Here is a 25,839-nt window from a genome sequence, read left to right as displayed (position 1 = left end):
AGCCGGGCGTTCGCCTCGTTGCTACGCGGTGCGCACCTTGTACGTCGCCACCTGTACCTCCTCGTCGTCCAGGCACTGCCCGGACGCCAGGTCGAAGCGCTGCTTGAGCAGGGGCGAGGCGACGAACGGGCGGCCCTGGTGGGTGCCGGTCAGGCCGCGGGAGAGGACCGCCGCGCCGGTGAACGGGTCGCGGTTGTCGACGGCGAACAGCTCACCGGAGCGGTCCCGGAAGATCGCCGCCTGGCGGCCGTCCGGCAGGAGTGCCGCCACCCCGCGGCCCGGGAGCAGCATGCTCAGGTCGCAGACCGCGAACCAGTCGCCGTCCAGAGCGAGTTCGACCTTCAGATCAGTGGTCTCGGGTGCCAGGGTCATCGCTGGGCGCTTCCTTCCAGTACGTCTTCGGCGGGTCGCATACCGATGGACAGCAGCGGCAGGTCGGGCTTCATCTGGTCGCGCTCGGGCACGAACGCGACGACCGGGTCGGGGGTGTCCGGCGCGTTCACGAAGGACACGAACCGGGCCAGCTTCTCGGGGTCGTTGATGGTCTCGGCCCACTCGTCGCGGTAGTGCGCGACGTGCGCCTGCATCAGCTTCTCCAGCTCGTCGCAGATGCCGAGCGAGTCATGGACGACGACGTCCCGTACGTGCTCCAGGCCGCCGGGGATCCGCTCCAGCCAGGTCGAGGTGCGCTCCAGGCGGTCGGCCGTACGGATGTAGAACATCAGGAACCGGTCGATCAGGCGGACCAGTTCGGCGTCCGACAGGTCCTGCGCGAGCAGGTCCGCGTGGCGCGGCGTGGCGCCGCCGTTGCCGCCGACGTACAGGTTCCAGCCGTTGGCGGTGGCGATCACGCCGAAGTCCTTCGACTGGGCCTCGGCGCACTCGCGCTGGCAGCCGGAGACGGCCGACTTCAGCTTGTGCGGGGAGCGCAGGCCCCGGTAGCGCAGCTCCAGGTCGATCGCCATGCGGACGGAGTCCTGGACGCCGTAGCGGCACCAGGTCTGGCCGACGCAGGACTTCACCGTGCGCAGCGACTTGCCGTAGGCGTGGCCGGACTCGAAGCCGGCGTCGACCAGGCGGGCCCAGATCAGGGGCAACTGCTCGACGCGGGCGCCGAACATGTCGATCCGCTGGCCACCGGTGATCTTCGTGTAGAGGCCGAAGTCGCGGGCGATCTCGCCGATCACGATCAGCTTCTCCGGGGCGATCTCACCGCCGGGGATGCGCGGGACGACCGAGTACGAGCCGTTCTTCTGGAGGTTGGCCAGGAAGTGGTCGTTGGTGTCCTGGAGGGCGGCCTGCTCACCGTCGAGGACGTAGCCGCTCGCGCCGATCGTCGGAGCGAGGGAGGCGATGATCGAGCCGACGGCCGGCTTGCAGATCTCGCAGCCGTTGCCGCCCCTGGCCTCCTCGCGGCCGTGGCGGTCCAGCAGGTCCTGGTAGGTGTTGATGCGAAGGGCGAGGACGATCTCGTACAGCTCCTCGCGGGTCTGCGAGAAGCAGCCGCACAGGCCCTTGTCGACCTCGACGCCGCTGGCCTCCAGCTCGGCGGTGACGAGCTGGCCGAGGACCTTGACGCAGGAGCCGCAGCCGGTGCCGGCCTTGGTGCACTTCTTCACCTCGGGCACGGTCGTGCACTGGTGGTCGGTGACCGCGCCGCGGATCGTGCCCTTGGAGACGTTGTGGCAGGAGCAGATGATCGCGTCGTCCGGCAGCGCGGACGGGCCGAGCTGCGCCGGGGCGCCCGCACCGGCGGGCAGGACGAGGGCCTCGGGCGCGACCGGCGGGACCGAGCCGGTGAACGCCTTCAGCGTGCCGTAGGCCTCCGCGTCGCCGACCAGGATGCCGCCGAGCAGCGTGCCGTCGCGGCCGATGACCAGCTTCTTGTACAGGCCGGCGCGGGAGTCGGAGTAGACGACGTCGAGGCAGTCCTCGGCGGTGCCGTGCGCGTCGCCGAAGGACGCCACGTCCACGCCGAGCAGCTTCAGCTTGGTGGACAGGTCGGCGCCGGTGAAGGCGGCCTCGTCCGCCGCGATCGTCGCGGCCGCGGTCTCGGCCTGCTCGTAACCGGGCGCGACCAGGCCGTACACCCGGCCGTCGGCGGCCAGCGCGCACTCGCCGATCGCGAACACGTGCGGGTCGTTCACCGTGCGGCACTGCTCGTCGACCGCGATGCCGCCGCGCTCGCCGACCGTCAGGCCGCAGTCGCGGGCGAGCTGGTCGCGGGGGCGGACACCGGCGGAGAACACCACCAGGTCGGTGGAGAGTTCGGAGCCGTCGGACAGCTTCATGCCGGTCACGGCGCCGTCCTCGCCGACGACGATCTCCTGCGTGCCGACGCCCGTGTGGACGCTCAGGCCCATCTCCTCGATGGTGCGCAGCAGTGCGGCGCCGCCGCCCTCGTCGACCTGGACGGGCATCAGGCGGGGCGCGAACTCCACGATGTGGGAGGTGAGTCCGAGACCCTTCAGCGCGCCCGCGGCCTCCAGACCGAGCAGACCGCCGCCGACCACGGCACCCGTCGTCGCCTTCTTGGCGTACTCCTCGATGGCGAGGAGGTCCTCGATCGTGCGGTAGACGAAGCAGCCCTCGGCGTCCTTGTTGGGGACCGGCGGCACGAAGGGGTACGAGCCGGTGGCCAGGACGAGCACGTCGTAGTCGACGACGAGACCGGAGCGGGCGGTCACCCTGCGCGCCTCGCGGTCGATCGTCTCCGCCGGGTCACCGACGCGCAGCTCGATGCCGTGGTCCTCGATGAACCGCAGGTCCGTCATGGACAGGTCCTCGGGCGTCTTGCCCGAGAAGTACGAGGTGAGCTGCACGCGGTCGTAGGCAGGACGCGGCTCCTCACAGAGCACGACCACGCGGTGCGTGGCGGTCAGGCCGCGCTCGGCGAGCGCTTCGAGGAAGCGCTGGCCGACCATGCCATGGCCGACGAGCACGATCGTGGGGGTGTCCGTGGACATCAGGAGCCTCCATCATTGGTAAGCAGGTGGAGCAGGGGGCCACCGTCGGAGGGGAGCGGCTCTGCTCCCTCCCAGGCGCGCGCCAGCGCGCCGACGGTGCCGAGTTCGCCGACGAGGACCCCGCCGACCAGGCGGTCGTCGCGGACGACGACCTTGCGGTACGTGCCGCGGGTGGCGTCGGCGAGCTGGACGACGTCGTCGCCCGGGAGCGCCTCCGTCTCGCCGAACGCGGCGAGGTCGAAGGGGCTGTCGTGCCCGTTCAGGGTGAGTCGCGTCAGGGAGCGGGTGCCGGTGTAGCGGGCGTCCGCGTCGCCGGCGAGCAGCTCCGCGAGCGCGTCGGCCTGTTCGAGTGCGGGAGCGGCGAGGCCGTAGAGGACGCCGTCGTGCTGGGCGCAGTCCCCGATGGCGTGGATGTACGGGTCGGAGGTGCGCAGCTCGTCGTCGACGACGACGCCCTTGCGGACGTCGAGGCCGGCGGCCTGCGCGAGACCCACCCGGGGGCGGACCCCGCAGGCCACGACGACGAGGTCGGCGTCGAGCGCGAACCCGTCGGCCATCTCCACGGAGCGGACGGCGCCGCCGACGCAGCGCACGTCCCGGACGCGGCACTCGGTGTGCACCTCGACGCCCAGGTCGGTCAGGTGCCGCTTGACCAGCTTGGAGGCGGCCGGGTCGAGCTGGCGCTCCATCAGCCGCTCGGACTGCTGGGCGAGGACGACCTGGGCGCCGCGCAGGGCGAGCGCGCGGGCCGCGGAGACCCCGAGGAGCCCGCCGCCGATGACGACCGCCTTCGCCCCCGGCCGGACCGCCTTGGACAGGCCCAGGCAGTCGTCCATGGTCCGGAAGGCGTGGACGCCCTCCGGCAGCACGTGGTCGGGGGTGAACAGGCCCCGCAGGGGCGGCAGGACGGGGTTGGATCCGGTGGCGAGGACGAGCCGGTCGTATGCGATCACCGTGCCGTCGTCGCACTCGACGGTCCGTCCGTCGCGGTCGATGCCGACGACCCGGCCGCGCGTGGCCTGCGCGGGCGCGGGCAGGGCGATCACCTCGGGGCTGTAACGTCCGGCCAGCACCTCGGCGAGCAGCACCCGGTTGTAGGGCCGGTGCTCCTCCTCGCCGATCAGCAACGCGGGCGTGCCGAGCTCACCGAGCCGCCGGGCGAGCCGTACGCCCGCGAGGCCGGTGCCGATCACCACCACACGCTCATTCGAGGTCATGTACTCGAGCGTGCGGTGCCGGTGTTACCCGGCAGCATCACGACTGTTTCCCACGGGGAACGCTGCCCTCAGCGGGGGCCGGGGCCGGATGTGAGGGTTCCTGGAGTGCGGCGACGGCGGCCTGTGAGGACAGGGTCGCACAGCCGTCGCATAAGCTCCCGATCATGCCCGACATATCGCTGACCATGATCGCCGTGCTCTGCGTCGCGGCTCTCGCCGCCGGGTGGATCGACGCCGTGGTCGGCGGCGGCGGGCTCCTGCTGCTGCCGGTGCTGCTGCTCGGGCTGCCGTCGCACACCCCCGCCGCGCACGCCCTGGGCACCAACAAGGCGGTGGCCATCGTCGGCACGACGGGCGCGGCGGTGACATACGCCCGCAAGGCCCCGGTGGATGTCCGTACGGCGGTGCGCATCGGGCTGGCCGCGCTCGCCGGATCGTCCGCCGGGGCCTTCTTCGCCGCCGGGATGAGCACCGACGTCCTCAAGCCGGTGATCATGGTGGTGCTGCTCGGGGTCGCCGCGTTCGTGATCCTGCGGCCCGCCTTCGGCACGGCCCCCGCGACCGGCCCGGCCTCCCGGCGCCGGATCCTCGCGGCGATCGGCCTCGCGGGCCTCGGCATCGGCTTCTACGACGGTCTCATCGGCCCCGGCACCGGCACCTTCCTGGTCCTCGCCCTGACCGCCGTGCTCCACCTCGACCTCGTCACGGCCTCCGCCACCGCCAAGATCGTCAACTGCTGCACCAACGCCGGCGCCCTCGCGACCTTCGCCTGGCAGGGCGCGGTCCTGTGGCAACTGGCCGCCCTGATGGCCGTGTTCAACCTGGCGGGCGGCACCCTCGGCGCCCACACCGCCCTGAAGCGGGGCAGCGGCTTCGTCCGCGTCGTGCTGCTGACGGTGGTGTTCGCGCTGGTGGCGAACCTGGCGTACGAGCAGTGGCTGGCCTAGTGCCGCGGTACTAGGGCGTGTCCGCAAAGTCCCGCCTGCCCCGCGACGCCCGGCACGCACTCTCGCCGCACCGGTCGAACACCCGCGTACAACCAGTACGCGGGCGTCCGCCCGGCACGCCGAGAGCACGCACCGGACGCCGCGGGGCCCGCCCTCCGGGCGAACGACGGGACTTTACGGACACGCCCTAGGCGGTACTAGGAGGACGCCCCCGCCCGCAGGTCCAGCAGCTCGATGATCCCCGTGCCGTCCTCGTCGCCGCGTCCCTGGGCGAGGCGCCGCTCCATCAGCGCCATGTACGGCGTCAGCAGCTCCGGGCTCACCCGCTGCTCCCCGGCCGTGCGCAGCAGCGTGGCGTTGCCCGCGACCTGCATGGCGAGGTTGGAGACGACGTTCCTGGTGTAGTCGCCGCTCTGGAGCTGGTCGGCGGTCTGGTGCACGGCGGGGGCCATCGCGGTCAGCCAGTCCACGAGCAGCGGCGCGAAGTCCTTCGGGGCGATGTCCTCCGGGCGGATCAGCGCGAAGGCGTGCGTGACACCCGCGAACATGCCGCTCATCGCGCTGAGCAGCGCCACGTCGTGCAGCGCGGCGAAGCCCGGGTCGGCCCCGACGTACCGGGTGCCGGCCGGGACGGCGAGGGTGTCCCGGTGCTCCTCGAACAGCTCGGGGGAGCCGCTGTAGAACACGTACCCGCCGGACTCCGGGGCTCCGATCATCGGCGGGACGGCCATGATCCCGCCGTCCAGGAAGCGGGCGCCGCGCGCTTCGGCCCAGGCGGCGCGGCTGCGGCCCTCGCCGGGCGTGCCCGTGGTGAGGTTCACCAGGTCCCGCCCCGCGAGAGCGGCCCCGTCGAGGGCCTCGCCCACGGAGACGTCGTCGAGCAGACAGACGACCACGAGCCGGTTCGCGGCCACCGCCTCAGCTGCTGTCCGGGCGAGGGTGGCGCCCTCGGCGGCGAGGGGTTCGGCCCGGGAGGCGGTGCGGTTCCAGACGGTCACCGGGTGTCCTGCGGCCAGCCAGGCGCGGGCCAGGGCCGTGCCCATGTCGCCGGTGCCGAGGACGGTGAGAGGGGTGCGGGAAACAACTGCGTTGTCGGTCATGGCGTTTAGGCTCGTCCGAGGGGAGCGCCCGCTCAAGTACGTACTTGGAAGTGGGTGGTTACCCCGGGGGAAGGGTCCAGGCAGGAGAAGGGGAGGGTTCGGGCATGGAGACGACGGGGCGGCGGCCGGGGGCGTACGTCTGCGGGATCGACGCGGCGATGGACGTGATCGGCGGCAAGTGGAAGGTGCTGATCCTCTGGGCGCTGAACGAACGGCCGTGCCGCTTCGGCGAGCTGCGCCGAGAGCTGCCGGGGATCACCGAGAAGGTGCTCGCCTCGCACCTGCGGGAGATGGAGGCCGACGGGCTGGTGCACCGCGAGGCGTACGACGAGGTGCCGCCCCGCGTGGAGTACTCGCTGACACCCCGGGGCGTCTCCCTGAACGAGGCACTGGAACCGCTGGGGGCCTGGGGGAGGGGCAACGTCCTGGGAGGATCACCGGCTGCCGGTCAGATGCGCGAAGACCACGACGTTCCCCTGGTATCCGGAGCCGCGTGAGTAGCCGCCGCCGCAGGTGATGACCCGCAGTTCGGGGCGGTGGGCGGCGCCGTAGACCTTCTCGTCGGGGAAGTCCTTCGCCGCGTACACCTCGACGGCGTCCACGGTGAACACCGCGACGCTGCCGTCCCGCCGGTCCACCTCGATCGTGCGGCCCTTGGTCAGGGAGCCGAGGCGGTAGAAGACGGCCGGGCCGTCGGCGTTGTCGACGTGGCCGGCGACGATCGCGGTGCCCCGCTCGCCGGGCGTGGTGCCGGCCTCGTACCAGCCGGCGAGGTTCTTCCGCTCGGCGGGCGGTACGTCGAGACTGCCGGTCCTCGTCAGACCGAGCCCGGTCAGGGGCGCGTCCACCCGGATCGCCGGGATGCGGATGCGGTCGGGCGGCGAGGGCGGCAGCGCGGGCACGCCGGGCCGCTCACGGGCCCGGCCGTCCTGTCCCGCCCGGCCGTCCTGTCCCGCCCGGCCGTCCTGCCCGGCGCGGGCCTGCGCGGCGGAGGGCTGCGGCGGGGCGGGCGTCTCGGCGCCGTTGCGCAGCAGCCATGTCCCGGAGCACAGGGCGAACACCGTGACGGCCGCCATGGCGGCGTCGGCCGGATTGCCGAACCAGCCGCCGCCGTACCTGGGGAACCTGCGCATGCCCGACCCTTTCCTGATCCCCGATAGCCGTCCGGTTTCCGGCCCCCGACCCCCGACCCCCGACCCCCGACCTCCGACCCCTGACCCCCGATCCCCGATCCCATCGGTCCCGGAGGCCGCCCCGTACCCCCCTCCGGGCCGCGAGGGGCGTCGGACCCGGAGGGGGAGGGGACATGCGGTACCGGCGACGGACAGCGGAGGGTGTCCGTCAGATCCCGTCGCCTCTCGCCCGGCGATGCAGGAGCCAGGTACCGCCCGCGGCGGCGACGGCGAGAGCCGCCACACCGGCCGCGGTCTGCACGGGATCGGGGCCAAGGGCACCGCCGACCCCCGTCTTCACACTCCCTCTGGGATGGACCTGCCGGCCTTCGGACGTCAGCGTGACCACCAGGTCACCGGTGATCCGCCGGCCGCTCCCGGTGCACGTCGCCGTGATCTCGTACGTCCCCGGCTGCGCGCTCGGCGGCACCCTGAACCGCCCTGTCGCGTCCTGTTCGTGCGGGCCCGGCGCGAGGCTGAGGGAACCGGCCCCGACCGCGCTGGCGTCGCCCGTCGCCGTGCCGCCGTCGCCGCAGGCCGCCGTGCGCAGTGTGACCTGTCCGCCCGGGACGACCGAGGCCGGGGACACCTCCACGTCACCGGTGGGCGCGCCGTACGCGGGTGCGGCGGCGAGAGCCGCGGCGGCGACGGCGAGCGCGGTACCGGTCAGCGGCCGGGCGGTACGTCGCATCGGTGCTCCTCCGAGCTGTTCGTTCGTGCACCTGCCCTTCCGAGGTAACGGGCAGCGGGGCGACCGCGCTTTCTGATGGGGCGTCAGAATTGGGGTGAATGGGTGTCAGGGGGAGGCGGACGGGCTGCTCATGAGAGGCGTTTGGGCAGGTCACGGGCGTTCCGTGGACGGGGTGCGGAAAAGCCCGGGACGCGCGTGTGAACGGGTGACCCGGATGCCGCGCCCCTCGGCGCTTGACCTCAAGAAAGGTTGAGGTATGAGGCTGTGCCGCATGAACACAGCCGTTACGAACGCACCCGCCCCTGCCCAGCCCGCGACCGAGCCCCTCCGGGTGACCCTCGTCGTCGGCAGCAACCGCCACGGCCGCTTCGGCCCGGTCGTCGCCGACTGGCTCCTCGACCGTCTCCGGGACCGGGACGACCTGGTCGCCGAGGTCGTGGACGTCGCCGACGTCGATCTGCCGACGACCTTCGAACCGACCCCCGAGGCGACCGCCGCGCTGTCCGGCGTCACCCCGAAGCTGGCCCGCGCGGACGCCTTCGTGGTCCTCACGCCCGAGTACAACCACTCCTTCCCGGCGGGCCTGAAGAACCTCGTCGACTGGCACTTCGGCGAGTGGCGGGCCAAGCCCGTCGCCCTCGTCTCCTACGGCGGACTGGCCGGCGGCCTGCGCGCCGTCGAGCACCTGCGTCAGGTCTTCGCCGAGCTCCACGCCGTGACGGTCCGCGACACCGTCTCCTTCCACAACGCCGGCGCCTCCTTCGACGACGCGGGCGCCCTGCACGACCCGTCCGGCCCGGACGCGGCGGCCAAGACCATGCTGGACCAACTGGTGTGGTGGGGCCGGGCGTTGCGCGAGGCGAGGGTGAAGACGCCGTACGCGGGCTGAGCCCCGGCCGCACCCTGCCCGACCCCTCTCACCCCCGCACCCGCCAGTCCCCGCCCGCGATCGGCCTCCCCCGGGTCCGCAGCCGTGCGGCGACGGCGGGTGCGGCGACGTACACCCAGGCCCGGACAGCCGCCCCGTCCGCCTCGCGCACGACCTTCCGCTCGACGCGTTCGTACAGGCTGCGCGGGTCGCCCGGCACGTAGTCCTCAAGCCGGTCCAGCTCGGCGAGAAGCTCCGCGTAGGTCTCCGGATGCGCGGTCACCAGTTCCCCGCACACGACCCCGCCGCCCGGCTCCTCGACCGCGTAGGGATAGCCCGGCCCCTCGTACAGCACCGCGCCCGAGAGTCGCCCTGGTACCTCGGAGCGGGTGCGGCCGCGCAGGAAGAGGTCGTGGTTGACCTCACCGGGGCGGAGGGTGCCGTAGACGAAGAAGGGGAGGGTCACAGGAACGATTCTCCACCCTCACACTCCTGCACAGCGGGCCTATGGACATGACATGTCCGGCCCGACTTGACTCGCGGTCAACATCAACGCCGCACCCGGTCGACCCCACGCGACCGGGTGCGCCCGTATGAGGAGACCGATGAGCCGGATACGTCACGTCCGAGGGTCCCGTCCCGTCATCGCAGGGGTGGCCGTCACCGGCACCGCCGCCCTGCTGGCCGCCGCGCTCTCGCCCACCGCCCTGGCGGAGGACCGGCCGACCCGGTCCGACGCGATCGAGAGTGCCGGGACGGTCCTCTCCGAGCGGTCCGCGGAACTGGGCCTCACCACAGCCCAGGAGACGAAGGTCCGGGACGTGGTCGTCGACGAGGACGGCACCCGGCACGTCCGCTACGACCGCACGTACCACCGACTCCCGGTCCTGGGCGGCGACTTCGTACTCCACCTGAACCCGGACGGCACCTACCGCGGCGCGAGCCGGGCATCGAAGTCCGCGCTCTCCCTGTCGAGCGTCACTCCGAAGGTGACCGCCCCCAAGGCCGCCGACCTCGCCGCGAGCCTGCTGCGCGCCGCGCACCTCGGCGAGACCCTGAAGAAGCTGACCGCCAAGCCGCGACTGGTCGTCGACGCCCTGCACGGCGCCCCGAAGCTGGCCTGGCAGACCGACGCGGTGGCGCACGACGGGCTCGGCAACCCGGTCGGGCGCACGGTGCTGACCGACGCCACGACCGGCGACCGGATCGACGCCTGGGACACCCTGGAATCGGCCTCGGGCGACGGCGAGTCCCTCTACGGCGGCACGGTTCCGCTGGAGACGACGCGGTCCGGGTCGTCGTACCGGCTGAAGGACGCGACCCGGGGCGGCACGTACACGGGCGACGCGGCGAACAAGACGGACCAGTGCCTGCTGACCGTCTGCCTGACCCGCGCCCCCGCGACGGTCTTCTCGGACGCCGACAACCACTGGGCCACGGGCACGGACTCCGGCCGGGCGACGGTGGCGGTGGACGCCCAGTACGGCACGGACGTCACCTGGGACTACTTCAAGAACCTGCACGGCCGCAACGGCATCGCCGGCGACGGCAAGGGCTCGTACAACCGCGTCCACTACGGCAAGGACTACAACAACGCCTTCTGGGACGACAACTGCTTCTGCATGACGTACGGCGACGGCGACGGCAAGCAGCTCGGACCGCTGGTGTCGCTGGACGTGGCCGGGCACGAGATGTCCCACGGCGTGACGTCGAAGACGGCGGCGCTGACGTACTCGGGCGAGTCCGGCGGCCTGAACGAGGCCACGTCGGACATCTTCGGCACGCTCGTGGAGTTCTACGCGGACAACGCCGAGGACCCCGGTGACTGGCTCATCGGCGAGAAGGTCGTCCGCTCCGGGCTCGGCCGGGAGGCCCTGCGCCGCATGGACGAGCCGTCGAAGGACGGCAAGTCCGCCGACTGCTGGAGCGAGGGTCTCGCCGACCTCGACGTGCACTACTCCTCGGGCGTCGGCAACCACTTCGCGTACCTGCTCGCGGAGGGCAGCGGCGCGAAGACGATCAACGGCGTCAGCCACACCTCCCCGACCTGCGACGGCTCCACGGTGAACGGCATCGGCCGGGCGAAGCTGGGCAAGATCTGGTACCGCGCCCTGACCGTCTACATGACGTCCTCGACGGACTACGCGGGCGCCCGGACGGCGACCCTGAACGCGGCGAAGGACCTTTACGGCGGCGCCGGCACGGAGCAGAAGGCCGTGGCGGCGGCCTGGAGTGCGGTCAACGTGAAATGAGCTGCACCAGTACGGAACTCAGGGCCGCACCGCCTCCAGCCGCACCGCGCACGCCTTGAACTCCGGCATCCGGGAAGTCGGGTCGAGCGCGGGGTTGGTCAGGGAGTTGGCGCGGCCCTCGCCCGGCCAGTGGAACGGCATGAAGACCGTGTCGGGCCGGATGGTGTCGGTGATCCGGGCGGGCGCCACGGCCCGGCCCCGCCGGGACACGACGGCCACCGGATCGCCCTCGGCCGCCCCGAGCCGGGCCGCCAGCCGCGGATGCAGCTCCACGAACGGTCCGGGCGCGGCGGCGTTCAGCTCCGCCACACGCCGGGTCTGCGCCCCGGACTGGTACTGCGCCACGACCCGCCCGGTGGTGAGCAGCACCGGGTACTCGTCGTCCGGCTCCTCGGCGATGGCCCGGTGCGAGACGGGGACGAAGCGGGCGCGTCCGTCGGGGGTGGCGAAACGGTCGAGGAAGAGGCGCGGGGTGCCGGGGTGGGCAACGCCCACCGTTTCCTCCCTCTCGGTGGAGGCCGGGCGGCCCGCCGCGCCCCGTTGCGCGGCAGGGCCACCCGCCCCGTCCTGGTCCCCCGTCAGGCCCTCCGGCTCCACCGCCGGACAAGGCCAGAACACCCCGTTCTCCTCCACGATCCTGCGGTACGTGATCCCCGAGTAGTCCGCGGGGCCGCCCGCGCTCGCCCGGCGGAGTTCCTCGAAGATCTCCTCCGGGTCGGTCGGGAAGCCCTTCTCCACGCCGAGGCGGGCGGCCAGTTCGTGCATGACCTCCAGGTCGCTGCGGACGCCGTCGGGCGGGGTGATGGCCTGGCGGCGGAGCAGGACCCTGCCCTCCAGGCTGGTCGTCGTGCCCGTCTCCTCGGCCCACTGGGTGACCGGCAGGACCACGTCCGCGAGCGCCGCCGTCTCCGACAGCACCACGTCACAGACGGCCAGGAAGTCCAGGGACTTGATGCGTTCCTCGATGTGCGCGGCACGCGGGGCCGACACCACCGGGTTGGACGCCATCAGCAGCAGGGATTTGATGTCGGTGCCCAGCGCGTCCAGCAGCTCGTAGGCACTGCGCCCCGGGCCGGGAAGGCTGTCCGGGTCCACGCCCCACACGTCGGCGACGTGCCGCCGCGCCGCCGGGTCGTCGAGCTTGCGGTAGCCCGGCAACTGGTCGGCCTTCTGGCCGTGTTCGCGCCCGCCCTGCCCGTTGCCCTGCCCGGTCAGGCAGCCGTACCCGGACAGCGGGCGGCCCGCCCGGCCGGTCGCCAGGCACAGGTTGATCCACGCGCCCACCGTGTCGGTGCCCTTGGACTGCTGCTCGGGCCCACGTGCCGTGAGCACCATCGCCGACTCGGGCTCGCAGAACAGCCGTACCGTCTCCCGCAGTTCGGGAACGGACACCCCCGTGATCCGCTCCACGTACTCCGGCCAGTGCGCCATCGCGGCGGCCCTGGCGTCCTCCCAGCCCGCGGTCCGCTCCCGGACGTACTCCTCGTTCACCCGCCCCTCGGCGATCACCAGGTGCAGCAGGCCCAGGGCGAGCGCCAGGTCCGTGCCCGGCCGGGGCGCCAGGTGCAGGTCCGCCTGCTCGGCGGTCTTCGTGCGGCGCGGGTCGATGACGATCAGCGTGCCGCCGTTCTCCTTCAGCTCGGTGAGGAAACGCAGGGACGGCGGCATGGTCTCCGCGAGGTTCGACCCGACCAGGATCACGCAGCCGGTCTTCGGGATGTCCTCCAGCGGGAACGGCAGCCCCCGGTCGAGACCGAACGCCTTGATCCCGGCCGCCGCGGCGGACGACATGCAGAAACGGCCGTTGTAGTCGATCTGGGACGTGCCGAGCACGACCCGCGCGAACTTGCCGAGCGTGTAGGCCTTCTCGTTCGTCAGACCGCCCCCGCCGAACACTCCGACCCCGTCCGGCCCGTACTCCGCACGCGTCCGGCGCAGCCCCTCGGCGATCCGGTCCAGCGCCTCGTCCCAGGAGGCCGGCACCAGCTCGCCCCCGTCGCGCACCAGCGGCGACGTCAGCCGCACGTTCGAGGCCAGCACCGCCGGCGCCGTACGGCCCTTGCCGCACAGCGCGCCCCGGTTCACCGGGAAGTCCGTACGCTCGCTCACCTCGACGGTCCCGTCCGGCGCGGGCGTCAGGTTCATCCCGCACTGCAAGGCGCAGTACGGGCAGTGCGTGGGCGTGGCGGTGGTCTGCATACCGTTCAGCGTGCTTCGGCCGTGTTACGCCCGGGACGGTTCCCTGTTACGCGGCAGGGACGGCAACCTCCCCGCCGCCGCCCCGCCCGCGTGAGGCACACGCCTGCCCACCTTCACGTCGCCGCCGACCGGCACGGACGTTGCCCTTGTGACGAAAAACGCCACATGTGGCTCATTGCTCTCCTTTCTTGGCTGATCCGACCTAGTTGAGTGTTGAAGCAGCGCCACTACGCTCTCGCTACGCGCAGCGCTCGCACGACTCCGAACGGCGTTCGACTCCCACACTCGAAACAGCCAGGAGGCCAACCGATCATGCCTCTGCGCCATCTGACCCCCCAGGACCGGCAACTGTTCCGGCAGTACGGCCGGGGCCCCACCGTCCCCGTGCCCGACCCGCTCCTGCACCACGCCGTCGCGCGGCACGCCGCTGCCGCCCCGCACGCCCTGGCCGCCGAACACCAGGGCGCGCACCTCACCTACGGCGAGCTCGACCGGTACGCCGACGCCCTCGCCGCCCGCCTCGTCCGCGAGGGCGTACGCCCCGGCGACCACGTCGGCCTCTTCGTCCGCCGCTCGATCCCGATGCTCGTCGGCCTGCTCGGCATCCTGAAGGCCGGCGCCGCCTACGTCCCGCAGGACGTCGGTCTCGCGCCCCCGGCCCAGCTCACCCACGTCATCCGCACCGCCCGGACCCGAATCGTCCTCACGGTCGCCGAACACGCCCACCGCGTGCCGCTGCCCAACGGCCACTTGCTGCTCGCGCTCGACGAGCCGCAGCCGTACGCCCCGGCCCCGCGCCCGCGCGTCACCGGTGACGACGGCGCTTACGTCCTGTTCACCTCCGGCACCACCGGCCGCCCCAACGGCGTGAAGGTCACCCACCGCAACGTCGCCAACCTCCTGCTCACCGAGCCGGGCGGCCTCGGCATCCGCCCCGGCGACCGGGTCGCCCAGCTCCTCAACATCGCCTTCGACATGGCCGCCTGGGAGATCCTCGGCTGCCTCGCCCACGGCGGCACCCTCGTCATCCGCGGCCAGGACATCGCCGCGGCGGCCCGAACCGCCGACGTGCTCATCGCCACACCGACCGTGCTGTCCGGCCTCGACCCCGCCGCGTGCCCGCGCGTGCGCACGGTCGCCGTCGCGGGGGAGCCCTGCCCGCGCCCGCTGGCCGACCGCTGGGCCCGGCAGGCCGCCTTCCACAACTGCTGCGGCCCCACCGAGACCACGATCGTCAACACGATGAGCCGCCACGATCCGGCCGCGCCGCTGCTCACCATCGGCCGCCCCACCCCCAACAACACGGTCTACGTCCTCGACGCCGACCGGCGCGCCCTGCCCGTCGGCGAGGCCGGCGAGATGTGGGCGGGCGGCGACTGCGTCTCCGCGGGCTACCTCGGCAACGACGCCCTCAACGCGGAGCGTTACGCCCCCGACCCCTTCCTCGGCGGCGGCCGGCGCATGTTCCGCACCCGGGACCTCGGCCGCTGGACCCCCGGCGGCGAGCTGGAGCACCTCGGGCGCACCGACGACCAGGTCAAGGTGCGCGGCTTCCGCGTCGAGCTGGACTCGGTCTCCTCCGTCCTGGAGACGGCCGCCGGCTGCACCCGCGCCGTCACCCTGAAACGCGACGCCCGCACGCTGGTGTCCTTCGTCTGCCCGGCCGACGTCGACCCGGACACGGCCCGCCGCGCGGTCGCGGACGCCCTGCCCTACTACTGCGTCCCCGAGCAGGTCCTGCCCCTGGCGTTCCTCCCCGAGACCGACCGCGGCAAGGTCGACAAACAGGCCCTGCTGGGCATGCTCGACGAACGCGTGGCGGTGGCCCGATGACCACGTCACCCGCCCGGACCCACCAGGACACGGGCGAGCTCCCGCCGCTCCTGCCCGGCCCCCGCCGCCTGCTCAAACACCCCCGCCTGATGCACTACAACCGCCTCGCGGCCCTCGTGCTCCTGGCCAACGCGGCGTTCCTGTGGGCCGCCGGACCCCCGGCCACGCCGACCCTCGGGCACGCCGCCCTCGCCAACCTCGCCCTCGCCGTCCTCGTACGCCAGCAGTACGTCATCAACCTGCTGTTCCGGCTGGCGACCTCGGCCCCGGTGAGCTGGCCGCTGAAGGTCCGCTGGACGCTCGGCAAGGTGTACCACTTCGGCGGACTGCACGTGGGCGGGGCACTGGCCGGGGCGGCCTGGTTCCTGGCCCTGACGGTCGCGGTGACCCGCACCGGAACGGACCTGCCGCTGATCACGGTGAGCTGGACCCTGGTGGCCCTCCTCGCCCTGATCGTCGCCACCGCCCTGCCACCCTTCCGCTCCCGCCACCACGACCACTTCGAGAAGATCCACCGCTTCGGCGGCTGGAGCGCCCTCGCGCTCTTCTGGACCCACACCCTGCTCTCCGGCCAGGGACCGGCGCCGCTCGCGGTCCTCGCCGTCGTCACGTTCAGCGTGGCCCTGCCCTGGCTGCGGCTGCGCAAGGTGGACGTCCGCACCGACCGCCCCTCCCCGCACGTGACACTGGCTCACTTCGACTACGGGGAGACACCCTTCGCGGGCTCCTCGACCGCGATCAGCCGCAGCCCGCTGAAGGAGTGGCACTCCTTCGCCAACGTCCCGGCCCCCGGCCGCTCCGGCTTCCGGCTCACCATCTCCCGCGCCGGTGACTGGACCGGCTCCTTCATCGACGACCAGCCCTCGCGGGTGTGGGTGAAGGGCATCACCACGGCCGGAGTCGCCAACATCGAGGTCCTGTTCAGGAAGGTGGTCTACGTGGCGACCGGCAGCGGCATCGGCCCCTGCCTGCCCCACCTGCTCGCCGCCGAGGTCCCCTCGCGCCTGGTCTGGGCGACCCGCGACCCCCGCGCCACCTACGGCGACGCCCTCGTCGACGAGATCCTCGCCGTCCAGCCGCACGCCCTGGTCTGGGACACCTCACGGAACGGCAAGCCCGACATGGTGCGGCTCGCCCACGCCGCGTACCGCGACTTCGGTGCGGAGGCGGTCATCTGCATCTCCAACAAGCGGCTGACCTGGCAGGTGGTGCACGGCCTGGAACGGCGGGGGATTCCGGCGTACGGCGCGATCTGGGACTCGTGACCCACCTTCCAGGGAGGAAAGATGAACCACCTGAAAGTCGAACGGGACGGCCGCGTGGTGACCGTCCGCCTGCACCGCCCGCACGCCCTGAACGCGCTCAGCTCCGAGCTGCTCGCCGAACTCCTCGGCGTCCTCGGCCCGCTGGACCGGGACCCGGAGGTGGGCTGCTTCGTCGTCACCGGCTCGGAGAAGGTCTTCGCGGCCGGCGCGGACATCAGGGAGATGGCCGGCAGGTCGGCCGTGGACATGATGGCCGAGGACTACTTCGCGGCCTGGGAGGACTTCGCGGACCTGCGCACCCCGAAGATCGCCGCCGTGGCCGGCTACGCGCTCGGCGGCGGCTGTGAGCTGGCCATGATGTGCGACCTGGTCGTCGCGGGCGAGTCGGCCCTGTTCGGCCAGCCGGAGATCAAGCTGGGCGTGATACCCGGCATCGGCGGCACCCAGCGGCTGACCCGTCTGGTGGGCCGGGCCAAGGCCATGGACCTGGTGCTCACCGGCCGCACGATGGACGCCCGGGAGGCCGAGCGCTGCGGCTTGGTCTCCCGCGTGGTCCCCGACGACCGGGTCCTCGCCGAGGCCCTGGAAGCGGCGGCGGCCATCGCCTCGTACGGCCGTACGGCGGTCAGGGCGGCCCGCGAGTGCGTCGACCGGTCCCTGGAGACGGGCCTGCGGGACGGCCTCCGCTTCGAACGGCGGGTGTTCCACGCCCTGTTCGCCACCGACGACCAGAAGGAGGGGATGACGGCGTTCCTGGAGAAGCGCCCACCAGTCTTCCGCGGGCTCTGACAGCCGGGAGCGGGACGCGCGGAGCGCGCCGGCCGCGCGCCCGCCCCCGGCCAGGTTCAGGGGGCTGTGTCTGGTCAGGACACGGCCCCGGTCAGCACGCGTACGCCGTGGTCAGCACTCGTACGCGTAATACGGGTCGTCGCCCGCCTCCAGACCGATCCTGCCGGTCCCGTGGGGGCCGATCTGGATGCACGACGGGTCCCAGCCGTCGACTTCCACGCTGGCGGAGATGGTGTGCCCGCACACGTTGTGGATGTCCGCCCACCCGGGGCCGTAGGCGCCGAGCTTGGCACAGCCCGGCTCCATGGCCTCGACCGGCGCGGCGGCCACGGGTTCCGCCGCGGCGGTTCCCATGGCGGCCGTCCCGGCCAGCAGCGCGACCGCGGCGACCGTGACCAGCGCGGAGCGAAGTCGAGTCATCAGCTGTCCTTTCCCCCAGTTCGCGGCGGACGGCCCGATCCGCCGCCGCACGACGAAAACGCTAAGCGTGATCGCACGGCTACGGAGAGCATCCAAGCTGTATTCCACACTCCGGGGTGAAATGAGCGCGTCAAACCCGCAAGGGGAGAAAGTCCGGATTCATTCGAGCGTCTCCTCGGCCGTGGCCAACGCCCGCTCCACACCCGGTTCCCGGGGCCCCAGGAACCGGGGATCCGGCCGGAACACCGCGTCCAGAGCCGCCTTCCCGGCGGCGAGGATCTCCCGCGCGCCCCCGTAGTACCAGGTCGCGTCATGCACGGCGTCCACCCCCACCCCGTACGACTCGACCCCCGCCGCCTGGCACAGAGCCACCGCCCGCCGGATGTGGAACCCCTGGCTGATCAGCACGGCCTCGTCCACCCCGAAGATCTTCTTCGCGCGCACGCAGGAGTCCCAGGTGTCGAACCCGGCGTAGTCGCTGACGATCCGCCCGTCGGGCACCCCGTGCCGCGTCAGATACACCCGCATCGCGTCCGGCTCGTCGTAGTCCTCGCGGCTGTTGTCCCCGGTGACGAGCACCACCTCGACCCGCCCCGCGCGGTACAGCGAGGCCGCCGCGTCCAGCCGGTGCGCGAGGTACGGCGACGGCTCCCCGTCCCACAGCCCGGCACCGAACACCACGGCCACATCGGTACGCGGCACGTCCGCCGGCGTCCGCAGCCGGTCATCCGCGGCCACGTACATCCAGGCCGCCGGAAGCAGCGCGAGCACGCACCCGGCCATCACGGCCTGCACGAGCCGCCGCTGCCCCCGCCGGGTACGCGGCAGCCGTGGTCTGCGGAACGTCACACGACGCATCGGCGGTCCCTCCCCGGGTCGGCCCCTCGACAGTCAGGGACGCCCGCCCGGGCCGCCCGGTTCATCCGCGTACGCGTGACCAGCTTCACTCGTTACACGGAAACTCCAGGTCAAACGACCTCACACCCCCACTGTCCCGCATGGTGAACCGCCGGAAAACACCCGTGACGCCCACGCAACGGGAAGGCAACGTGCGGCGGCGACCATCGGTTGCATGCCCAGTCAGCTCAGCCTCGTCCCGCAGCCCGCCACGCGCCGCCCGGCCCCGCCCGCCCTCGTGGTCGTGGCGCACGGCAGCCGCGACCCCCGTGCGCTGAGCACCGTACGCGCGCTCCTGGACCGGGTCCGCGCGCTGCGCCCCGACGTGCCGGTGCACCTCGGGCACATCGAACTGAACGCCCCCCTGCTCCCCGACACGCTCGCCGCCCTGGGAGACACGGAGGCCGTCCTGGTACCCCTCCTCCTCAGCCGCGGCTACCACGTCAAGCAGGACATCCCCGAGATGGCCGCGGCCTCCCCGGCCCGCACCCACGTGGCGGCCCCCCTGGGCCCGCACCCCCTCCTGGTGGACGCCCTCCAGGCCCGCCTGACGGAGGCCGGCTGGGGCGGGACGCCCCGCCGCACCAGCGCGGTGGTACTCGCCGCGGCCGGCTCCCGCGACCCGGACGCCAAGACGGACACCACCCGCACGGCCCACCTCCTCGCCGCTCGCCTGGGCGTCCCCGTCATCCCGGCCTACGCCTCGGCGGCGACCCCGACGGTCGATTCGGCCGTCCGCACCCTGCTCGCAAGGGGCCGCCGCCACATAGCCCTGGCCTCCTACTTCACGGCCCCCGGCCGCTTCGCCACGGAGTGCGCCCAGTCGGCCCCCTGGATAGCGGCGGCCCCCCTCGGCACGCACCCCTCCATGGCCCACCTCCTCCTCCACCGCTACGACGAGACTTTGGCGGCGGCGTCCCCGGCTGTGCCCGAATTGGCCTCGGCTTGAAGCGCAGGTTGGTGCAGGTACCCAAGGGGCGCGGGGAACTGCGCGACCGGCCACCCCCGACCCGCACCCGCCACACAACCGAACCCGGCAAACGCTCCGGCACACAACACACCCATGCCCGTACTGTCGACCCATGGCAGGCACCTCACAAACCCCCCCGGCCTACGACCCGGCGTCAGCCGACCGCTGGGCCCCGGAACCAGACAAACGCCCCGGCCGCACCGCCTTCCAACGCGACCGGGCCCGAGTCCTGCACAGTGCCGCCCTGAGAAGACTCGCCGGCAAAACCCAAGTGGTGACGCCCGGCACCATGGGCCCGGCCTGGGACGCCAGCCCCCGCACCCGCCTCACCCACTCCCTCGAATGCGCCCAGGTCGGCCGCGAGCTGGGCCTGGCCCTCGGCTGTGACCCGGACCTCGTGGAAGCCGCCTGCCTCTCCCACGACCTCGGCCACCCGCCCTTCGGCCACAACGGCGAACAGGCCCTCAACGAGTTCGCGGCGGACTGCGGCGGCTTCGAGGGCAACGCCCAGTCCCTCAGACTCCTCACCCGCATCGAGCCCAAACGGTTCACCCCCGAAGGCTCCGTCGGCCTCAACCTCACCCGCGCCGCCCTCGACGCCGCCACCAAGTACCCCTGGCCCCGCGGCGCCCACCCCACCGACCCGGCGTCCCGCAAGTTCGGCGTCTACGACGACGACCGCCCGGTCTTCGACTGGGTCCGCAAAGACGCCCCCGGCACCCGTATCTGCTTCGAGGCGCAGGTCATGGACTGGTCCGACGACGTCGCCTACTCGGTGCACGACGTGGAGGACGGCCTGCACGCCGGCCACATCGACCCGAACTGCCTGCACGCGGAACCCGAACGGCAGGACGTCTTCCAGGTCGCCCGCGGCCGGTACGTACCGGCGGACACCGACCCCGCCGAACTCGCCGAAGCCCTGGACCGGCTCCTCGCCCAGGAGTGGTGGCCGCACGGCTACGACGGCACCGCCGTCGCCCAGGCCCGGCTGAAGGACGCCACCAGCCAGCTCATCGGCCGCTTCTGCCTGGCCGCCGAGAGCGCGACCCGCACCGCGTACGGCACCGGACGGCTCACCCGGTACGCCGCCGAGCTGGTCGTCCCGCACGGGACCCGGATGGAGTGCGCCGTCCTCAAGGCCGTCGCCGACCTCTACGTCATGCAGCGCGCCGAGCAGGAACGCCTGCGCGCCGACCAGCGCATCGTCGTCGCCGAACTGGCCGAGGCGCTCACCGCCCGCGCCCCGGACGGCCTGGACCCGCAGTTCCGCGCCCTGTTCGACCGGGCGCCGGACGACCGGGCCCGCAAGCGAGTGATCGTCGACCAGATCGCCTCCCTCACCGACACCTCCGCCCGTTCGCTTCACGCCCGTCTGACAGGGCACGCATGAGACTGACCGGAAAACCGACGGGAAAAACGACGGGAAACAGAGGACAACACCCGGGAACCAGGGAAACACGGCACGCCCGATCGTGACCCTCCGTGGCCTGATCGGGTCACTCCCTCTTCCCGCATCACGCTCCGTGCGGGACGCTCGCAAGTGGCGACACCCTTACGAGGAGGCACCAAGTGGTCGACGCGGATCAGACATTCGTCATCGTCGGAGGCGGACTCGCCGGCGCCAAGGCGGCCGAGACGCTCCGGGCGGAGGGCTTCACCGGCCGCGTGATACTGATCTGCGACGAACGTGACCACCCCTACGAGCGGCCGCCGCTGTCCAAGGGATACCTCCTCGGCAAGGAGGAACGCGACAGCGTCTTCGTGCACGAGCCCGCCTGGTACGCGGCGAACGACATCGAGCTGCACCTCGGCCAGACCGTCGACGCGATCGACCGCACGGCGAAGACGGTCCGCTTCGGCGAGGACGGCACCGTCGTCCGCTACGACAAGCTGCTCCTGGCGACCGGCGCCGAGCCCCGCCGTCTCGACATCCCGGGCACGGACCTGGCCGGTGTCCACCACCTGCGCCGCCTCGCCCACGCCGAGCGGCTCAAACACGTGCTGACCAACCTCGGGCGGGACAACGGCCACCTCGTGATCGCGGGCGCCGGCTGGATCGGCCTGGAGGTCGCGGCGGCGGCCCGCGAGTACGGCGCGGAGGTCACCGTGATCCACCGCGGGCCGACCCCGCTGCACTCGGTCCTCGGCCCCGAACTCGGCCAGCTCTTCGCCGACCTGCACCGCGACCACGGCGTCCGCTTCCAGTTCGGCACCCGGCTCACCGAGATCGTCGGCCAGGACGGCATGGTCCTCGCGGCCCGCACGGACGACGGCGAGGAACACCCGGCGCACGACGTCCTGGCCGCGATCGGCGCGGCCCCGCGGGTCGCCCTCGCGGAGGCGGCCGGGCTGGAGATCGCCGACCGGGCGCGGGGCGGCGGCGTCGTGGTCGACGAGCGGCTGCGCACCTCCGACCCCGACATCTACGCGGCCGGCGACGTGGCCTCCTTCCACCACGCCCTCTTCGAGACCAGCATGCGGGTGGAGCACTGGGCCAACGCGCTGAACGGCGGCCCGGCCGCCGCCCGCTGCATGCTCGGCCGGGACGTGACGTACGACCGTGTGCCGTACTTCTTCTCCGACCAGTACGACCTCGGCATGGAGTACTCGGGCTGGGCGCCGCCGGGGACGTACGACCAGGTGGTGATCCGGGGGGACGCGAGCCGGCGCGAGTTCGTCGCCTTCTGGGTGAAGGAGGGCCGGGTGCTGGCCGGGATGAACGTGAACGTGTGGGACGTCACAGACAAGATCCAGCACCTGATCCGCTCCAAGGCCAGGGTGAACACGGAGGCACTGGCGGACCCGAACGCGCCGCTGGACAGCCTCGCCTCCTAGCCGTCAGGACTGTCACTCCACCACCGTAGAATCGCTGCGTGGCTGGACGGATCAACGACGAGGACGTGAAGGCGGTACGGGACGCGGTCCCGATCGACGCCGTGGTGTCCGAGTACCTCCAGCTGCGCAACGCGGGCGGCGGCAACCTCAAGGGTCTCTGCCCGTTCCACGACGAGAAGTCGCCGTCCTTCCAGGTCAGCCCCAGCAAGGGACTGTTCCACTGCTTCGGCTGCCAGGAGGGCGGCGACACCATCACGTTCGTGATGAAGATCGACCACCTCTCCTTCTCGGAGGCGGTCGAGCGCCTGGCCGGTCAGGCGGGCATCACCCTGCGCTACGAGGAGGGCGGGTACAACCCCTCCCACCAGCGCGGCGAACGGATCCGCCTGGTCGAGGCCCACAAGATCGCGGCCGAGTGGTACGCGGAACAGCTCGCGACCTCCCCCGAGGCCGACACCGGCCGGGTCTTCCTCGCCGAGCGCGGCTTCGACCAGGCCGCCGCCGTCCACTTCGGCGTCGGCTACAGCCCCCAGGGCTGGGACCACCTCACGCGCTATCTGCGCGGCAAGGGCTTCACGGACAAGGAGCTCATCCTCTCCGGCCTCGCCCAGGAGGGCCGCCGCGGCCCCATCGACCGCTTCCGCGGCCGCCTGATGTGGCCCATCCGCGACATCGGCGGCGAGGTCGTCGGCTTCGGCGCCCGCAAGCTGTACGAGGCGGACAACGGCCCCAAGTACCTCAACACGCCCGACACGGCGATCTACCGGAAGTCCCAGGTGCTGTACGGCATCGACCTGGCGAAGAAGGAGATCGCGAAGACGAGCCGCGCGGTGGTCGTCGAGGGCTACACGGACGTGATGGCCTGCCACCTGGCCGGGGTGACGACCGCCATCGCCACCTGCGGCACGGCCTTCGGCGGCGACCACATCAAGATCCTCCGCCGGCTGCTGATGGACAACGGCTCGGCCCGCGTCATCTTCACCTTCGACGGCGACGCGGCCGGCCAGAAGGCGGCCCTGCGCGCGTTCGAGGACGACCAGAAGTTCGCCGCCGAGACGTACATCGCCATCGCCCCCGACGGCATGGACCCCTGCGACCTGCGCCTCGCCAAGGGCGACGAGGCGGTGGCGGACCTGGTCGAACCCCGCACCCCGCTCTTCGAGTTCGCCCTCCGCCAGATCGTCGTCCGCTACGACCTCGACACGCCCGCGGGCCGCGCCGCCGCCCTGGACGAGGCGGCCCCCATCGTCGCCCGCATCAAGAACAGCGGCGCCCAGCACGAGGTCGCCGTCCAGCTCGCCGGCATGCTCGGCATCCTCGACACCCAGTTCGTGGTCAAGCGCGTGGCGCAGCTCGCCCGCTGGGCCCGCGACCGCGGCGGCAAGGGCCCGGCCCCGGACCGCCACCGGCACGGGTCGCAGCAGTACGCCTCCGCCCAGCCGTCCGCCGGCCCCCGCGGCCCGGCCCTCAACCTGCGCAACCCCGTCTACGCCACCGAACGCGAGCTCCTCAAACTCGCCCTTCAGCGCCCCGAGTTGGTCTCCCCGGCCTTCGACGCGTACGGCGTCGACGAGTTCACCGCCCCGCCCTATGCCGCCGTACGCCAGGCCATCATGGACGCCGGCGGCGCCGAACTGGGCGTCGTGGATCCCCAGGACTACCTGGTCAAGGTCCGTGAGGCCGCACCGGACGACGCGGTCCGCGCGATGGTGACGGAACTGGCCGTCGAGGCGATCCTGCTGCACAAGGGCGTGAAGGGCGTCGACGAGACCTACGCGGGCGCCCAGTTGGTCACCGTCCGCCGCCGCGCCGTCGAGCGCCGCATCCGCGACATCACGAGCCAGCTCACCCGCCTCGGCAGCCACGGCGACCCGGCCCAGCTCGCCGCCGTGCAGAACGAACTCTGGGTCCTCCAGCAGTACGACCAGGCCCTGCGGGAACACGGCGCCGCCGCGCTCTGAGGTCACCGCGCGGTCACGGACCGGAAGCAAAAAGTCATCGCACGCCCCTCGTGGCGACGATGTGTCTTACCCCACACTGGGTTCCGGTGCCTGAGTCCTCGGAGCGCGGCCGATCCGTCCCCGACGGGTCCCAGACCCCCGCGGTTCCGCTCATCGCGTACGGGACGGACAGCGGCGAGGCCGCCGACTCCGCCCCCGAAGTACCGCTGCCGTACTCCTTGGCAGCGATCATCCTGGAGGTCGCCCCCGTGCAGACCCAGACCCTCACCCAGACCGACGTCAGCGCTGCCCCCGGCGCCGGCGGCACCGCACCGGACGCGGAGGACGACGTCCTTCCCGCGGTCCCGGCGCGGGGCCGCGTCGTGCTCCGCCCCGAGCCGGAACCGGAGGAGCCGCCCGCCGGGGCCATCGAGACGGCCGAGGCTCCCGAAGCCGTCGAACCGCCGCCGGCCCGCGCCGACACCAGCGGCCCCTCCTCGGACCTGTTCCGCCAGTACCTGCGGGAGATCGGCCGCATCCCCCTGCTGACCGCCGCCGAGGAGGTCGAGCTCGCCCGCCGCGTCGAGGCCGGCCTGTTCGCGGAGGAGAAGCTGCGGCTCGCCCCCGACCTGGACAGCCAGTTGGCGCTGGATCTCGACCGTCTCGTCGTCATGGGCCGGATGGCCAAGCGGCGGCTCATCGAGGCCAACCTGCGCCTGGTCGTCTCCGTCGCCAAGCGCTACGTCGGGCGCGGGCTGACCATGCTCGACCTCGTCCAGGAGGGAAACCTCGGGCTCATCCGGGCCGTCGAGAAGTTCGACTACGCCCGCGGCTACAAGTTCTCCACCTACGCCACCTGGTGGATCCGCCAGGCCATGTCCCGCGCCCTGGCCGACCAGGCCCGCACCATCCGGGTGCCCGTGCACGTCGTGGAGCTCATCAACCGCGTCGTCCGCGTCCAGCGCCGCATGCTCCAGGAACGGGGCTACGAGCCGACGCCGGAAGAGGTCGCCGCCCACCTCGACCTGCCCCCGGAGCGCGTCAGCGAAGTGCTGCGCCTCGCCCAGGAGCCGGTGTCGTTGCACGCGCCCGTGGGCGAGGAGGACGACGTCGCCCTCGGCGACCTCATCGAGGACGGCGACGCCACCAGCCCCGTCGAATCCGCCGCGTTCCTCCTCCTCAAGGAGCACCTGGAAGCGGTCCTGTCGACGCTGGGGGAGCGGGAGCGCAAGGTCGTCCAGCTCCGCTACGGCCTCGCCGACGGCCGCCCCCGCACGCTGGAGGAGATCGGCCGCATCTTCGGCGTCACCAGGGAGCGGATAAGGCAGATCGAGTCCAAGACCCTCAACAAGCTGAGAGACCACGCTTTCGCGGACCAGTTGAGGGGCTATCTGGACTGAGCGCCGGGTGCCGCTGACGCGGCCTGGCTGCGGGCAGTCGTGCCGCCGAGGGCGGCACGGGTGGGCGCAGCGGCACCC

Annotated in this window: 22 protein-coding genes; 12 read left to right on the top strand and 10 right to left on the bottom strand. The window is 72.5% G+C overall.

Annotated elements, in window-relative coordinates; genetic code table 11:
• Positions 1 to 21: 21 nt before the first annotated feature.
• From nirD to CP976_RS14435, 3 genes are read right to left on the bottom strand one after another with little or no spacing between them, the layout of a single operon-like run.
• Entirely contained in the window at positions 22 to 372 is a 351-nt protein-coding gene (gene nirD, locus CP976_RS14445) for a nitrite reductase small subunit NirD (protein WP_150480729.1), read from the bottom strand.
• On the bottom strand, positions 369 to 2,966 hold the full coding sequence (gene nirB / locus CP976_RS14440) for a nitrite reductase large subunit NirB (RefSeq protein WP_167537337.1): 2,598 nt from the start codon (positions 2,964 to 2,966) through the stop codon (positions 369 to 371). Before nirB ends, nirD begins: the two co-directional genes overlap by 4 nt.
• Positions 2,966 to 4,183, bottom strand: coding sequence for an NAD(P)/FAD-dependent oxidoreductase (locus CP976_RS14435; RefSeq protein WP_150480727.1), 1,218 nt, complete (start codon positions 4,181 to 4,183; stop codon positions 2,966 to 2,968). The genes nirB and CP976_RS14435 overlap by 1 nt, the downstream gene beginning before the upstream one ends.
• A 164-nt stretch (positions 4,184 to 4,347) precedes the next feature.
• On the opposite strand from CP976_RS14435, the gene CP976_RS14430 reads away from it, so the two are divergent.
• A complete protein-coding gene (locus tag CP976_RS14430; RefSeq protein ID WP_150480726.1) occupies positions 4,348 to 5,130 on the top strand; it encodes a sulfite exporter TauE/SafE family protein in 783 nt (260 codons plus the stop codon).
• A gap of 197 nt (positions 5,131 to 5,327) precedes the next feature.
• Here the strand turns inward: CP976_RS14430 and CP976_RS14420 are convergent, their stop codons facing one another.
• Positions 5,328 to 6,230, bottom strand: coding sequence for an NAD(P)-dependent oxidoreductase (locus CP976_RS14420; RefSeq protein ID WP_150480725.1), 903 nt, complete (start codon positions 6,228 to 6,230; stop codon positions 5,328 to 5,330).
• 104 nt (positions 6,231 to 6,334) lie between these two features.
• On the opposite strand from CP976_RS14420, the gene CP976_RS14415 reads away from it, so the two are divergent.
• Entirely contained in the window at positions 6,335 to 6,727 is a 393-nt protein-coding gene (locus CP976_RS14415; RefSeq protein ID WP_150480724.1) for a winged helix-turn-helix transcriptional regulator, read from the top strand.
• Here the strand turns inward: CP976_RS14415 and CP976_RS14410 are convergent.
• Positions 6,665 to 7,363: a class F sortase gene (locus tag CP976_RS14410; RefSeq protein WP_150480723.1), complete on the bottom strand. Its 699-nt coding sequence runs from the start codon at positions 7,361 to 7,363 to the stop codon at positions 6,665 to 6,667. The genes CP976_RS14415 and CP976_RS14410 overlap by 63 nt on opposite strands.
• Before the next feature lie 208 nt (positions 7,364 to 7,571).
• Entirely contained in the window at positions 7,572 to 8,093 is a 522-nt protein-coding gene (locus CP976_RS14405) for a hypothetical protein (protein ID WP_150480722.1), read from the bottom strand.
• Positions 8,094 to 8,364: 271 nt separating this feature from the next.
• Between CP976_RS14405 and CP976_RS14400 the strand changes: the two genes are divergently transcribed.
• Positions 8,365 to 8,982: an NADPH-dependent FMN reductase gene (locus CP976_RS14400; protein ID WP_150480721.1), complete on the top strand. Its 618-nt coding sequence runs from the start codon at positions 8,365 to 8,367 to the stop codon at positions 8,980 to 8,982.
• Positions 8,983 to 9,010: 28 nt separating this feature from the next.
• Here the strand turns inward: CP976_RS14400 and CP976_RS14395 are convergent, their stop codons facing one another.
• Entirely contained in the window at positions 9,011 to 9,427 is a 417-nt protein-coding gene (locus CP976_RS14395) for a gamma-glutamylcyclotransferase family protein (protein ID WP_150480720.1), read from the bottom strand.
• Between the two features lie 139 nt (positions 9,428 to 9,566).
• Here CP976_RS14395 and CP976_RS14390 point away from each other — a divergent pair, with 139 nt between their 5' ends.
• Positions 9,567 to 11,213, top strand: a complete 1,647-nt coding sequence (locus tag CP976_RS14390; protein WP_150480719.1) for a M4 family metallopeptidase — start codon at positions 9,567 to 9,569, stop codon at positions 11,211 to 11,213.
• Between the two features lie 18 nt (positions 11,214 to 11,231).
• On the opposite strand, the gene CP976_RS14385 is transcribed toward CP976_RS14390, so the two are convergent.
• Positions 11,232 to 13,412 (bottom strand): molybdopterin oxidoreductase family protein, encoded by a 2,181-nt coding sequence (locus CP976_RS14385; RefSeq protein WP_150480718.1) that lies wholly within the window; start codon positions 13,410 to 13,412, stop codon positions 11,232 to 11,234.
• A 312-nt stretch (positions 13,413 to 13,724) separates the two neighbouring features.
• Here CP976_RS14385 and CP976_RS14380 point away from each other — a divergent pair, with 312 nt between their 5' ends.
• The 3 genes from CP976_RS14380 to CP976_RS14370 are packed head-to-tail and all read left to right on the top strand — an operon-like array spanning position 13,725 to position 17,299.
• Positions 13,725 to 15,245, top strand: coding sequence for an amino acid adenylation domain-containing protein (locus tag CP976_RS14380; RefSeq protein WP_150480717.1), 1,521 nt, complete (start codon positions 13,725 to 13,727; stop codon positions 15,243 to 15,245).
• The gene (locus tag CP976_RS14375; RefSeq protein ID WP_150480716.1) at positions 15,242 to 16,510 is read left to right on the top strand and encodes a ferredoxin reductase domain-containing protein; all 1,269 of its coding nucleotides are present in this window, start codon (positions 15,242 to 15,244) and stop codon (positions 16,508 to 16,510) included. The genes CP976_RS14380 and CP976_RS14375 overlap by 4 nt, the downstream gene beginning before the upstream one ends.
• 21 nt (positions 16,511 to 16,531) lie before the next feature.
• A complete protein-coding gene (locus CP976_RS14370; protein ID WP_150480715.1) occupies positions 16,532 to 17,299 on the top strand; it encodes an enoyl-CoA hydratase-related protein in 768 nt (255 codons plus the stop codon).
• 111 nt (positions 17,300 to 17,410) lie between these two features.
• Here CP976_RS14370 and CP976_RS14365 read toward each other — a convergent pair whose 3' ends face one another.
• On the bottom strand, positions 17,411 to 17,719 hold the full coding sequence (locus CP976_RS14365; protein ID WP_150480714.1) for a hypothetical protein: 309 nt from the start codon (positions 17,717 to 17,719) through the stop codon (positions 17,411 to 17,413).
• A 159-nt stretch (positions 17,720 to 17,878) separates the two neighbouring features.
• Positions 17,879 to 18,577 (bottom strand): SanA/YdcF family protein, encoded by a 699-nt coding sequence (locus tag CP976_RS14360; RefSeq protein ID WP_150480713.1) that lies wholly within the window; start codon positions 18,575 to 18,577, stop codon positions 17,879 to 17,881.
• Between the two features lie 214 nt (positions 18,578 to 18,791).
• Between CP976_RS14360 and CP976_RS14355 the strand changes: the two genes are divergently transcribed.
• The 5 genes from CP976_RS14355 (at position 18,792) to CP976_RS14335 (ending at position 25,761) form a co-directional block, all read left to right on the top strand.
• The gene (locus tag CP976_RS14355) at positions 18,792 to 19,565 is read left to right on the top strand and encodes a sirohydrochlorin chelatase (protein ID WP_150480712.1); all 774 of its coding nucleotides are present in this window, start codon (positions 18,792 to 18,794) and stop codon (positions 19,563 to 19,565) included.
• 133 nt (positions 19,566 to 19,698) lie between these two features.
• Positions 19,699 to 20,976: a deoxyguanosinetriphosphate triphosphohydrolase gene (locus CP976_RS14350; protein WP_150480711.1), complete on the top strand. Its 1,278-nt coding sequence runs from the start codon at positions 19,699 to 19,701 to the stop codon at positions 20,974 to 20,976.
• A 179-nt stretch (positions 20,977 to 21,155) separates the two neighbouring features.
• Entirely contained in the window at positions 21,156 to 22,421 is a 1,266-nt protein-coding gene (locus tag CP976_RS14345; protein ID WP_150480710.1) for an NAD(P)/FAD-dependent oxidoreductase, read from the top strand.
• A gap of 38 nt (positions 22,422 to 22,459) precedes the next feature.
• Positions 22,460 to 24,382 (top strand): DNA primase, encoded by a 1,923-nt coding sequence (gene dnaG / locus CP976_RS14340; protein WP_150480709.1) that lies wholly within the window; start codon positions 22,460 to 22,462, stop codon positions 24,380 to 24,382.
• An 86-nt stretch (positions 24,383 to 24,468) separates the two neighbouring features.
• On the top strand, positions 24,469 to 25,761 hold the full coding sequence (locus CP976_RS14335) for an RNA polymerase sigma factor (RefSeq protein ID WP_150480708.1): 1,293 nt from the start codon (positions 24,469 to 24,471) through the stop codon (positions 25,759 to 25,761).
• Positions 25,762 to 25,839: the final 78 nt, after the last annotated feature.

The sequence above is a fragment of the Streptomyces coeruleorubidus genome (assembly GCF_008705135.1).
GTDB classification, from domain to species: domain Bacteria; phylum Actinomycetota; class Actinomycetes; order Streptomycetales; family Streptomycetaceae; genus Streptomyces; species Streptomyces coeruleofuscus.
Note: the sequence above shows the minus strand (reverse complement) of the source record. Positions and strands in the feature narration are given on the sequence as shown.